The sequence below is a fragment of the Streptomyces sp. NPDC001848 genome (assembly GCF_042891915.1).
Taxonomy (GTDB): domain Bacteria; phylum Actinomycetota; class Actinomycetes; order Streptomycetales; family Streptomycetaceae; genus Streptomyces.
On record NZ_JBIATP010000001.1, the window covers coordinates 255617 to 268024 of the forward strand.

9 protein-coding genes are annotated in these 12408 nt (G+C 71.1%); 4 read left to right on the forward strand and 5 right to left on the reverse strand.

Annotated features, from left to right (window positions below; genetic code table 11):
- The 5 genes from ACFYZJ_RS01215 to ACFYZJ_RS01235 all read right to left on the reverse strand — a co-directional run bounded on the left by ACFYZJ_RS01215 (position 1) and on the right by ACFYZJ_RS01235 (position 7661).
- Positions 1-1743, reverse strand: coding sequence for a pyruvate dehydrogenase (locus tag ACFYZJ_RS01215; protein WP_388561537.1), 1743 nt, complete (start codon positions 1741-1743; stop codon positions 1-3).
- 55 nt (positions 1744-1798) lie between these two features.
- Entirely contained in the window at positions 1799-3109 is a 1311-nt protein-coding gene (locus tag ACFYZJ_RS01220) for a protein phosphatase 2C domain-containing protein (protein WP_388561539.1), read from the reverse strand.
- Positions 3110-3281: 172 nt separating this feature from the next.
- Positions 3282-4394 carry a ribosome small subunit-dependent GTPase A gene (gene rsgA / locus ACFYZJ_RS01225; protein WP_388561541.1) on the reverse strand — a complete coding sequence of 371 codons (1113 nt, stop codon included), beginning with the start codon at positions 4392-4394 and terminating at the stop codon, positions 3282-3284.
- Between the two features lie 214 nt (positions 4395-4608).
- Positions 4609-6102: a cellulose binding domain-containing protein gene (locus ACFYZJ_RS01230; protein WP_388561543.1), complete on the reverse strand. Its 1494-nt coding sequence runs from the start codon at positions 6100-6102 to the stop codon at positions 4609-4611.
- A gap of 212 nt (positions 6103-6314) precedes the next feature.
- Positions 6315-7661, reverse strand: coding sequence for a radical SAM protein (locus ACFYZJ_RS01235; protein WP_388561545.1), 1347 nt, complete (start codon positions 7659-7661; stop codon positions 6315-6317).
- A 243-nt stretch (positions 7662-7904) separates the two neighbouring features.
- Here ACFYZJ_RS01235 and ACFYZJ_RS01240 point away from each other — a divergent pair, with 243 nt between their 5' ends.
- The 4 genes from ACFYZJ_RS01240 (at position 7905) to ACFYZJ_RS01255 (ending at position 12388) form a co-directional block, all read left to right on the forward strand.
- A complete protein-coding gene (locus ACFYZJ_RS01240; RefSeq protein ID WP_388561547.1) occupies positions 7905-9149 on the forward strand; it encodes a D-arabinono-1,4-lactone oxidase in 1245 nt (414 codons plus the stop codon).
- Positions 9150-9283: 134 nt separating this feature from the next.
- A complete protein-coding gene (locus tag ACFYZJ_RS01245; protein WP_388561549.1) occupies positions 9284-10543 on the forward strand; it encodes an ROK family transcriptional regulator in 1260 nt (419 codons plus the stop codon).
- A gap of 19 nt (positions 10544-10562) precedes the next feature.
- Positions 10563-10892: a hypothetical protein gene (locus ACFYZJ_RS01250; RefSeq protein ID WP_388561550.1), complete on the forward strand. Its 330-nt coding sequence runs from the start codon at positions 10563-10565 to the stop codon at positions 10890-10892.
- Positions 10893-11122: 230 nt separating this feature from the next.
- Entirely contained in the window at positions 11123-12388 is a 1266-nt protein-coding gene (locus tag ACFYZJ_RS01255; RefSeq protein ID WP_388561552.1) for an ABC transporter substrate-binding protein, read from the forward strand.
- The last annotated feature ends 20 nt before the right edge of the window (positions 12389-12408 follow it).

Here is a 12408-nt window from a genome sequence, read left to right on the forward strand (position 1 = left end):
TCACGGCCGGGGCACGTTGCGCAGGTTGGAGCGTGCCATCTGCACCATGCGGCCGACCCCGCCCTCCAGAACGATCTTCGAGGCGGACAGGGCGAAGCCCGTCACCATCTCCGCGCTGATCTTCGGCGGTATGGACAGGGCGTGCGGGTCGGTGACGACATCGACCAGCGCCGGACCCTTGTGCCGGAAAGCGTCCTTCAGGGCACCCGCGAGCTGCTTCGGCCTCTCCACCCGTATGCCGTACGCACCGCACGCGCGGGCGACGGCCGCGAAGTCGGGGTTCTTGGTGGCGGTGCCGTACGAGGGCAGCCCGGAGACCATCATCTCCAGTTCCACCATGCTGAGCGATGAGTTGTTGAACAGGACCACCTTCACCGGAAGGTCGTACTGCACCAGGGTGAGGAAGTCGCCCATCAGCATGGAGAACCCGCCGTCGCCGGACATCGACACCACCTGCCGGCGCCGGTCGGTGAACTGGGCACCGATCGCCATGGGCAGCGCGTTGGCCATGGAGCCGTGGGAGAAGGAACCGACGATGCGGCGGCGGCCGTTGGGCGAGATGTAGCGGGCGCCCCACACGTTGCACATCCCCGTGTCGATCGTGAACACCGCGTCGTCATCGGCCACTTCGTCCAGGACGGAGGCCACGTACTCCGGGTGGATCGGGACGTGCTTGTCGACCTTCCGCGTGTACGCCTTGACGACGCCCTCCAGCGCGTCGGCGTGCTTCTTGAGCATCCTGTCGAGGAAGCGCCGGCTCTCCTTCGTCCGCACGCGCGGGACGAGACAGCGCAGGGTCTCCTTCACATCGCCCCACACCGCGAGGTCCAGCTTGGATCGGCGGCCCAGGTTCTCCGGACGGACGTCGATCTGGGCGATCTTCACGTCCTTCGGCAGGAAGGCGTTGTACGGGAAGTCGGTGCCCAGCAGGATCAGCAGATCGCACTCGTGGGTGGCCTCGTAGGCGGCGCCGTAGCCGAGCAGGCCGCTCATGCCGACGTCGTACGGGTTGTCGTACTGGATCCACTCCTTGCCGCGCAGGGCGTGTCCCACCGGGGACTTGATCTTCCCGGCGAACTCCATCACCTCGGCGTGCGCGCCCCGGGTGCCGCTGCCGCAGAAGAGGGTGACCTTCTCCGCCTCGTCGATCATCTCCACGAGCCGGTCGATCTCGGCGTCACCCGGGCGGACACTGGGCCGGGAGGTGACGAGGGCGGTTTCCGCGGACCCGTCGGGGGCGGGCTGGGCGGCGATGTCGCCGGGGAGCGCGACGACACTCACGCCGCTGCGGCCGATGGCGTGCTGGATGGCCGTCTGCAGCAGCCGGGGCATCTGCCGGGGGTTGGATATCAGCTCGCTGTAGTGGGAGCACTCGCGGAACAGCTGGTCGGGGTGGGTCTCCTGGAAGTACCCGAGACCGATCTCGCTTGAGGGTATGTGCGAGGCGAGGGCGAGCACCGGGGCCATCGAGCGGTGGGCGTCGTACAGGCCGTTGATGAGGTGGAGGTTGCCGGGCCCGCAGGAACCGGCGCAGGCGGTCAGCCTGCCGGATATCTGGGCCTCGGCGCCGGCCGCGAAGGCGGCGGTCTCCTCGTGCCGTACGTGCACCCAGTCGATCGCGGAGTTGCGGCGTACGGCGTCCACGATCGGGTTGAGGCTGTCGCCGACCACCCCGTACAGGCGCTCGACCCCCGCCCGGACGAGGATGTCGACGAACTGGTCGGCGACGTTCTGCTTGGCCATGGAATCCACGCATCCCTTCGCTGTCCCTGGATCCATGTATCCACACGGACCGCGATCACGCCTCCCAGACGGCGGCCGCCGTACGGTCATCGGCGTAGCCCTTCACCCTCACCAGGGTGTCGGCGAGGAAGGCGGCGAGACCCGGCACCTCGCCCGTGGACCAGCGGGTCGTCAGGTGCTCGGCGAGCTCGGGCTCGTCGCGCAGCGGGTCGGCGAGACCGGCGCTGCACAGCAGGAGCGTGTCCCCCGGCTGGGCGACGGAGGCACGGAACAGAAAGGGTGAACGGGGCGGCTCGACCGCCGGTTCGTACGGGCTGGGGGGTGTGGTGATGCCGAGGTCCATGGTGAGCCGGTCGCCCTCGGAGGTCTCGGCGGGCGGGGAGCCGAAGCCAACCACCGGCTCGCCGGTGGTGTCGGCGGCGCGCGGCTCGATGTCCTGCCACTCGCCGCCCCGCAGCCGGAACAGGCCGCCGGCGCCGACACCGAAGAAGACGCGGATACGGCAGGCGGGGTCCGCGGGCAGCAGCAGACAGCGCAGGCCGGCGGTGTACTCGTCCGGGTCGGCGCCCTGGGCGGCGGCGCCGGCGCGGAGCTTGCCGAGGCTCCGGTCGGTGAGCCGTTGCAGGCCGGACTTCAGGTCGCCGCGCCGGGCGGCGCGGATGTCCTCGCCGAGGCGGAGGTGGCTGCGGCCGACGGCACGGCCGATCCAGTGACACGCCTCGGCGGCGGCGCGGTGGGCGCCGGGCGCGCCGCGGCGGCCGGTGGCCATGGCGACGAGCACGAGGGCCTGGTCCCCGGTGCCGAAGCGGGCGGTGAGCAGACAGTCGCGTCGCGGCTCGCCCCGGAAGCGGGCCGAGTCCCCACGCGCAGAGACCGCCCGCAGGGTGCAGGACCCGAACCGGGCGCCGTCCAGCGCGGTGTCGGGGACCAGGTCGGAGAGACGGTCGGGGTCGGCCTGCGGGAGGGCGGTGGGCTCCGGGTCGTAGGTCGGCGGGCCGGAGCCGATGTAGTCGACCGGGGGCGGGATGCGCGGCAGGGGCGGCGGAGGCACCGCGTCCGACGAAGCGTCAGGGGACTGGCCCTCCACAGCGTCGGACGGAGCGCCAGGAGGCGGCGGAGGCACCGCGTCGGACGAAGCCTCGGGGAGCGGTGGTGGCTTCGGCGCGGTGTCGCCGGGCGCCGGCTCCGTCCCCTGGGGCTCGCTCCCCCGCGGCGCATCCTGCCCCACCGCCCCCGCGACGGAGGCGAAGCGGTCGTCGAGGGTGTCGGCCGCGGGGGCCGGTCCCGTGTCCCCGGTGGAGTCGTCGTACAACTGCCCCCACCAGTCGTCCTGGTGGCCGGTGGGCCTGTCCCCCTGCTGGCTCATGCCCCCAATTGTCACCGCTGGGGGCGGTGGGAAACGGGACATCAGGAAAATTCCGGCCGGTCGACCGACCCCCGCGCCATGTCGGACGACACGTCGAACAGTGACACGAAAGCGGTCGGCGGCCAGTGCCCCGACAGGCAACGTTTGCCCGTGAAGGAGCGGCGTCCGGGCCCTAGGACGGCCACCGCCCCCGCTTCGCCTCCATCGCCGCTCTCCCCTGTGCTCCCTTCCTCTTCCAGTCCCGCCGCAGCTCCGCCCGGACTCGCACGTCCGTCTTCGCCACGATCCACTGGTTCTCCCGCAGCAGCTTCCGGTAGCTCTCCAGGCGCCGCTGCGGCAGTTCCCCCGCCTCCACCGCCGCCAGCACCGCGCAGCCCGGTTCCGCCGCGTGGGCGCAGTCGTGGAAGCGGCACCGCTCGGCCAGTTCCTCGATCTCGGAGAAGACCTGCCCGACCCCGTTCTCGGCGTCCCACAGACCGACCCCGCGCAGCCCCGGCGTGTCGATCAGCACTCCCCCGCCCGGCAGCGCGAGGAGGTTGCGCGTGGTCGTCGTGTGGCGGCCCTTCTCGTCCACCTCCCGCGTGGCCCGGACGTGCATGACGTCCTCGCCGAGGAGTGCGTTGGCCAGGGTGGACTTGCCCGCGCCGGACTGCCCGAGCAGCACGGACGTACCGCCGGACAGGATCGCGGTCAGCACGTCGAGCCCCTCGCCCTGCCGTGCGCTGACCGGCAGCACCGGCACCCCGGGGGCGGTGGTCTCCACGTCGTGGACCAGGTACGAGAGCGTCGTGGCGTCCGGCACCACGTCGGCCTTGGTGAGCACCACGACCGGCTGCGCCCCGGACTCCCAGGCCAGGGCGAGGAAGCGTTCGACGCGGCCGAGGTCCAGGTCCGCGGCGAGCGAGACGGCGACGACCGCGTGGTCGACGTTGGCGGCGAGGATCTGCCCCTCGGACCGCTTGGAGGAGGTGGAGCGCACGAAGGCGGTACGGCGTGGCAGATACGTCCGTACGTAGCGGGGGTTGCCCCCGGGTTCGACGGCGACCCAGTCGCCGGTGCACACGACCCGGAGGGGATCGTGCGGGGTGACGAAGGCGGTGTCCGCGCGCAGCGGCCCGTCGGCGGTGACCACGTCGCACTGGCCGCGGTCGACGCGGATGACACGCCCGGCGATCAGTCCTTCGGCGTGGTACGGGGCGAACGCGTCCGCCCATGCGTCGTCCCAGCCGTAGGGGACGAGTGCGGAGAAGGCAGAAGACGCGGAGGAAGCGGAGAGGGTGGTCAAGGGAAACCCTTCACAAGGGTGGCCCCGGCGGGCGCGCTCGGGTGGGAGCGGCGAGGTGTCAGCCGGTGGCCACGGAGGTGGACTTGATGAACTCCTGAATGCGGGCAGTGCCCATCGCAAGGACAGTCATCGGTCAACACCTCCTTCTCCGCTCGTGGCTGCCGCCACCCTAGCCCGGGGCCTCGGCAGCCCGCCAACACATTTTCCGGCCCGCTCAGTCCGCCGTCGTGCAGCGCGCCCCGTTCACCGTGAAGGCGCGCGGCTGGGCGTTGCTGCCGTGCCAGGAGGAGAGGAAGCCGACCGCGAACGTGCCGTTCGCGGCGACCTGCTTGTCGTAGTCGGCGGCCTTCGCGGTGACCTCGGCGCCGTGCTGGGTGTAGGTGCCGTCCCACATCTGGGTGATGCGCTGGCCGTCCTGGAACGTCCAGCCGATGCGCCAGTCGGCGAGCGCCCGGGTCGAGGTCACCGTGACGGTGGCCTGGAAGCCCTCGGGCCATTGGTTGACCACTGCGTACTTCACCCGGCACGTCGACGGGGTGGCCTTGTCGGTACCGGAGGCGGTGGACCGGTCGTCCACCGGGCTCGTCGAGGTGCCCTGCGGTTCGGTGTCGGAGTCCCCGCTCTTCGTCGCGCTGTGCAAGCCGGTCGGGCGGGAGGTGGAGGAGGCGCCGGCCGTGCCGTTGCCGGCGGCCGGGCCGTGGGGCGGCGAGGACAGCCCAGGTCCGGCGACGGACTGGCCGGTCACTTCGCCGCCCGCGGTGGTGTCCCCGTCCGAACTGCCCAGTTGCAGCAGCGAGACGGTGAGGGCGAGCGCGGACACGATCACGGCGGCGGCGAGGATCCCGGTCCTGCCGATCCGGGGCCTGGCCTGGGCGCCCACGGTGATGCCCCGGTCCGTGCCGGCGTCCGCGCGCCCGCCGCTCAGCCCGGCCTCCGCCGCCCGGCGGCGCCGCTCCAGGTAGGCGAGCCCGCCCCAGCCGATCACGCCGCCGGCGAGTGCGGCGGGCGTGCCGCCGCCGTGCAGCCTGAGGCAGGCCGCCGCCTCGGCGCACTCCACGCAGGTCGCGAGGTGCCGGGAGAGGTCCTCGGGTGTGTCCGCGCCCGAGGAGCGGGTGACCGCGTCGAGCAGCCGGGCGTAGCTGCGGCAGTCCGGGTCCATCGGCGTGTCGAGGTGGTTGCGCCGGCAACGGTCGCGGAACAGGGCGCGTACCTGGGCGAGTTCCTCGGCCGCGGCCGACGGGTCGAGGCCGAGCCGGCGGGCCACGTCGGGCAGCGGCAGCGCCTCGACCTCGGCGAGCCACAGCAGGGCCGCGTCCGGTTCCTGCATGTCCTTCAGGCCACGCAGGGCGAGCGGGCGCTTCAGGGGCGGACCGGTGTAGCGGGCGGCCTTGTCGGAGTTGAGCCACAGCCGCAGGTCGGGGTCGAGGTGGTGTCCCCTGCCCTCCGCCTCCCAGGCCGCGGCGGTGGTGCGCACCGAGGTCAGCAACAGGGGGATCCGGGGCAGGCGTGGCACGCGGCGCCCGGTGGCCTTTCCCCGGGCCTCGCCCGCGCGGACCTCCTGGATGCCGTGGGAGAAGGCCTCGGTGGCCAGCTGCCTGCCGGTGGCCGAACCGGACGTGCACAGGTCGGCGTACGACAGGACCGCGTCCCAGCACTCCGAGAACAGCGCGGCCTCGGCGGCGTCCTGGGGGGTCGGCAGGTCGGGCATGGGGGCTCCTGCGTCAACTGCTTCCACAAAGCAACTCACCTGGAGAACAAGGGAGTTGAGGGTCGTCTCGCGACAGGCCCAGAGCCTTTCACGGCTCCCACACAACTGACAAGCGGCGTCTTCAGATGCCGCTTGTCAGTGGTTGCGCGGTGTGGAGTTGTACGGACCACGGCCCCGCCGCGACTCAGCGCGCGGGGCACGTGATCGCATTGTTACGCATGCGACGGTTCTTCGGCCCCTTCCTCCACGACATCGTCCGCCGGGAGGCTGTCCATGAACGAACTCACGGAGAACACGGCGCGGCCCGGACCGGGCGGACCGTAGCCGGGGGGCGAGGAGAGCCCGAAGTCGTCCATGGTGGCGCGGTAGGCCTCAAGGAGCCGGATGTGGTACTCCAGCGGCGCGCCGTGCGGATTGGCCTTGCCGAGCGGGGTCGTGGGCTCCGGGCACCAGGTGGTGAAGCGGGGCGTGATGCCGTGCGACATGAAGAAGCGCAGGCCCTCGGTGGTGGAGGCGATGGCCTCGTCGACCGTGGTGAAGCCGAAGGGCTCGGCCATCTCCACGCCCGCGACGAAGTTGGGGATCACGTTGCGCGCGCCGAAGACCTCCGCCGAGTCGAGGATGCGCCGGTGCCACTCGTCCCGGCCGACGTACCGCTCCTTGCCGGGGCAGTACAGCTCGAACAGGCGGCGGTCCCACACCTCGAAGTTGGGGTGGTAGATCTGGACTCCGTAGTCCTTGAACCGCTGCACATCGTCCTTCGGCAGCGCCTGGGCGACGACCTTGCCGATCCAGCGGCCCGGGAAGCGCTCCTCGATGGCCTTGGCGTAGTGCCCGTAGAAGTCGGCCTCGTCGCGGCCGGCCACCTTGGAGGTGATCGCGCCGCCGGTGAGGGTGTAGGCCGTGGACGCCTTCTGGGTGTCGTAGCGGTCGATGATCTCGAGCGCCTCCAGCACCTCCTCGACGTCCTTCACACCCGTGTACGGCCGGCCGGCCGCCTTGTGCTGGCGCCAGTTGTGGTTGATGTCGCAGTACTGGCACTCCTCCTTGGCGCCGAAGTACTGGCAGACCCGGAAGACGGTCAGGTAGATCAGGTAGCCCCACTGGATGGTCGGGGCGACCTCCATCACGGACTTCCCGTTGGACAGGGTGTGCCGGTAGTACTCCGGCATGGGCGGCACACCGACGTCCGCGATCCGCCTGCCGTCGAGGTACAGCCCGAGCAGGCCCTCGTCATCGGCGGCGACCCGGTACGGCGAGGCGGGGTTCACCCGCACGGAGACGACGGTCCGCCGCAGGTCGTAGGGGCCGCCGGTGAGGATGATCTCCTCGGGCGGGCGGCGCAGCGCGGCCTCGCCCAGCTCCGGCAGGGTGCCGTGGTCGAAGGAGAAGATGAAGTACGACTTCGGCTTGACGTCGCCGTCCTCATTGTCGCTGAGCGCCGACTGGTCGAAGGCGACTCCACCCCGCAGCAGGTCCTCCTTGAAGACGGCCTCCCGCGGCACGTGCGGGAAACGCTCCATCAGGTCCTCGACCAGCGCGGTGCGACTGTCACCCATCCCGTTCTCCTCGTTCCCGGCGTGTGTTGCTCGACTCCTCACGGTATGCCTCCGGCGGACCGCCGGGCGTGCCGGGTCCCCGCACGACGCGCGCGTTGCCCACTTATGAGGCCTTTCACCGGGTTTGCACCGGCGGTAGGCGGGCGGATTCGGTCACGCAAACAGGGCGAACGGGCTTGATCACCCGGTGCCCTTGGGCTGGGATTCCGGTAACCACTGCAATCCCCGGGGAGGGACGACGGGATGACCGAGACCGTGACCAACTGGGCGGGCAACATCACCTACGCCGCCAAGGAACTGCACCGCCCGCACTCGCTCGACGCGCTGCGCTCCCTCGTCACGGACAGTGCGACCGTGCGGGTGCTCGGCAGCGGGCACTCGTTCAACGAGATCGCCGACCCGGGCGCCGACGGCGTCCTGCTCTCGCTGGCCGCCCTGCCGGACGAGGTCGAGGTCGACACGGCGGCCCGTACGGTGCGGGTCGGCGGTGGCGTCCGGTACGCCCAGCTCGCCCGGGTGGTCCACGAGCACGGGCTCGCGCTGCACAACATGGCCTCCCTGCCACACATCTCGGTGGCGGGCTCGGTGGCGACCGGCACCCATGGCTCGGGCGTCAGCAACGGCTCGCTCGCCTCGGCCGTGCGCGAGGTGGAGCTGGTCACCGCGGACGGGTCGACGCTCCGGATCTCCCGGGGCGAGCCCCGCTTCGACGGTGCCGTGACCTCCCTCGGCGCGCTCGGCGTGGTCACGGCTCTCACCCTCGACCTGGAGCCGTCGTACGAGGTCGAGCAGCACGTCTTCACCGAGCTGCCCCTGGAGGAGCTGGACTACGAGACGGTGGCGGCGACGGCGTACAGCGTGAGCCTGTTCACCGACTGGCGCGCCCCTGGCTTCCGGCAGGTGTGGCTCAAGCGCCGCACCGACCAGCCGCTGCCCGACTTCCCGTGGGCCTCCCCCGCCACCCAGGCGATGCACCCGGTGCCGGGCATGCCCGCGGTCAACTGCACCGAGCAGTTCGGAGTGCCGGGCCCCTGGCACGAGCGGCTGCCGCACTTCCGGGCGGACTTCACCCCCAGCAGCGGCGCCGAGCTGCAGTCCGAGTATCTGCTGCCGCGCCCGTACGCGCCAAACGCGCTGCACGCCCTCGACGCGATCCGGGCGACGGTCGCGCCCGTGCTGCAGACCTGCGAGGTCCGGACGGTGGCCGCCGACGCACAGTGGCTGAGCCCGGCGTACGGGCGGGACACCGTGGCACTGCACTTCACCTGGGTCGAGGACACGGCGGCCGTGCTGCCCGTGGTGCGCCGGGTCGAGGAGGCGCTGGACGGTCTGGAGGCGCGGCCGCACTGGGGCAAGGTCTTCACCATGCCGGCGGAGGTGCTGCGTGAGCGTTACCCGAGGCTGGACGATTTCACGGCGCTGGCGGCGGAGCTGGACCCGGCGGGCAAGTTCCGGAACGCTTTCGTGCGGGACGTGATCGCTTTTTGACCCAGGAGGAGACAGGGGCACGGGCGACTTCCTAAAGCCCCTTTCCTAACCCCTTGTAGAAAGGACGGTCCCGGCATAGGCTCCTGCCGCGCCGAGGCACGGGGCCTCGCCGTGACCTGGGGAGGATCGGGGACGTGCCGGTCAAGCGCACCTCACGCGACATCCGCACCGCGAACCGCTACGAGGTGCTGCGCCAGATCATTGCCCACTCCCCCACCTCGCGTCAGGAGCTGGCGGCGACGACCGGGCTCAGTCTGGCCACGGTCGCCACTCTCGTCGGTGAGCTGCTGGACCTCGGGATGCTCACCGAGGTCGGGTTCGAGGACTCGGCGGGCGGCCGACCGCGCGGCCTGGTCGCGGTCAACGCCGCCGGGGGCGCGCTGATCGGCGTCGACATCGCCGAGACGTACGTCCGGGTCGAGCTGTTCGACCTGGCGCTGAACATGCTCGCCCGCGCCGACGAGGACATGCGCCCCGGCGAGAACCGGCCCGAACAGGTCGTCGCCCATGTCGCCGCGGCCGTCGGCTCGGTCGTCACCCAGGCCGGGGTGGAGGGCGCCCGCGTCCTCGGGGCCGGCGTCAGCGTCCCGGGCCAGGTCGACCGCGACCGGGGCGTGTCGGAGTACGCCCCGAACTGGGACTGGCACGACGTGCCGCTGCTCGACCTGCTCACCGAGCACATCGCCTACCCGCTGTACCTGGACAACCCGCTGCGCGCCTGCGCGGTCGCCGAGCTGTGGTTCGGCGCGGCCCGCGGGCACGGGGACGCCGTGGTGGTCAATCTCGGCACGGGCGTCGGCGCCGGGCTGGCGCTGGGCGGTGGCCTGCACCGCGGCGTCAGCAACAGCGCCGGCGAATGGGGCCACACGACGCTGGTGCTGGACGGGCGGCTGTGCCACTGCGGCAACCACGGCTGTGTGGAGACGTACGTCGGCGCCCCCGGCATCATGCTCAACCTGCGGGAGCTGAGCCCGCAGAGCCCCCTGCTGCACCCCGAGGACCAGACCGCCACCATCGACGCCCTCGCGCGCGGGGTCGCGGCGCAGGATCCGGTCGCACTGAAGGTCGTGCGGGACACCGCCCGCTACCTGGGCGCCGGGATCGCCGACCTGGTCAACCTGTTCAACCCGGAGGTGGTCGTGCTCAGCAGCTGGGTCGCGGCCACGCTCGGCGAGCCGCTGCTGAACGAGGTGCGCGAGGCCGTCGCCCGGCACGCCCTGAAGCGGCCGTTCGCCGCCACCGAGATCGTCCTGTCCCCCATCCCCACCGATCCGGTGTGCCTCGGAGCCGCGACGTTCGCCCTCGAAGGCGCGCTCCAGTCGGTGAGCCAGAGGCCCGCCGCCGCCAAAAGAAGCGCCACCCCCACAAGGAGCCGTACCGCACCACCTTCATGACGACGGAAGGGTTGCACCGTTGACGCGCGCCAGCAGATCCACGATCCGTTCCCCCCACCGATCCCTCCTCGCGACCGCCGCAGCCGCACTGGCGGTCACCGGCGCCCTGATCTCCGCACCGCCCGCCGGGGCCGCCGACTCCCCCAAGCTCTCCGCTCCGCTCGCCCAGGGTCGGCCCCCATCGGCGGCCGTGGTCTCCCCGCACGCGGCTCAGACCATCGACAACATCGGCGCCTCCGCTGCCTGGTGGGTCAACGACCTCCAGCACTTCTCGCCCTCCGTCCAGGCCCGGGTGGCGAAGCTGCTCTTCTCCGAGGACGGCCTGGACCAGGCAGTGACACCGCGGTAGCACCCCTCGGACCGAGGGCCGTCGGCACCCCTGACCCGGCGGCCCTCACCGTCCGGGCCCGGCCCCCTCGTTCGGCACTCCGAACCGGGCACAACGCGTTTCGCGCAGGCTTTGTCCAACCCCTTGCCGAAGTCTTAGCCGAAGCCCTAACGTCCCGCACCGCACCTCATTGAGCCACCTCGCGCGAAGCCGCAAGAGCCGCAGCCGCGCTTCGAGACAAGGACGTCAGCATGTCGGCAATGAGCAGCAGCAACTGGGACCGCCGATCACTCCTGAAGGCCGCAGCGGGCCTGGCCGCCGCCGGCACGCTCTCCGCCTGCGGGAGCAACAACGGCCGTGGCGGAGGCAGCGGTTCGGGCATCAACCTGGTCCAGTACTTCCACGCGTACGGTGAGCCGGGCGTCGAACAGGCCGTCAAGCGCTACGCGAAGGCCTACACCAAGGCCAACGTGGCCACCCAGTGGATCACCAGCAACAACTTCGAGTCCAAGCTGTTCTCGGCCGTGCTGACCGCCCAGGCACCCGACGTCTTCGAGTTCCACCCGCAGATCCAGCTCGTCAAGAGCGGTCAGGTGGCCGACCTGACCGACATCATCGCCCCGGTCAAGGACGACTTCGACCCGGCCGACATCACGTCGCACACGGTCGACGGGAAGATATACGGCATCCGGATGATCGACGACCCGCAGTTCTTCTTCTACCGCAAGTCGATGCTGGAGAAGGCGAACGTGCAGGTACCGACCACGCTCGACGAGCTGATCGAGGCCGCCGCCAAGCTCACCACCGGCAAGGTCAAGGGCCTCTTCCTCGGAAACGACCTCACCGCGGTCCAGAACCCCCTGGTCTGGTCGGCCGGCGCCGACTTCCTCGACGCGAAGAACCAGATCGCCTACCACACGGACGGCGTCGCCGAGGGCCTGAAGAAGCTCCACACCCTGTTCACCAGCGGCCACCTGCTGCTGGACGCCCCGACCGACTTCTGGGACCCCTCCGCGATCAACCAGGGCCTGTGCGCCATCCAGTGGGGCGGCATGTGGTCGATGCCCGCGATGCAGCAGGCACTCGGCGACGACTTCGGCGTCTTCCCCTTCCCGAAGGTCGGCTCGAAGGGCAAGCAGTCCGTGTACAACGGCGGCTGGTCGATGTTCGTCAACGCCAAGAGCAAGAACGTCGACGCGGCCAAGGAGTACGTGAAGTGGCTGTGGATCGACCAGAAGCAGTACCAGGCGGACTTCTCCACCTCCTACGGCTTCCACATCCCGCCCCGCGCGTCGATCGCCGCGCAGGCCACCAAGCTGAAGACGGGCGCGGCGGCCGACGGCGTCAAGCTGTTCAACACCTACGGGCACTTCGACAACATCGGCTGGACCCAGGCCATGATCACGGCGTTCAACGACGTGATCGCGAACGCCGTCCGCAAGAACGGAGACCCGCAGGCGGCGCTCGACGCCTGCGACAAGAAGGTCAACCGCGAGCTGAAGAAGCTGTTCGGATAGGCGCCCGGGCGGACCACGAC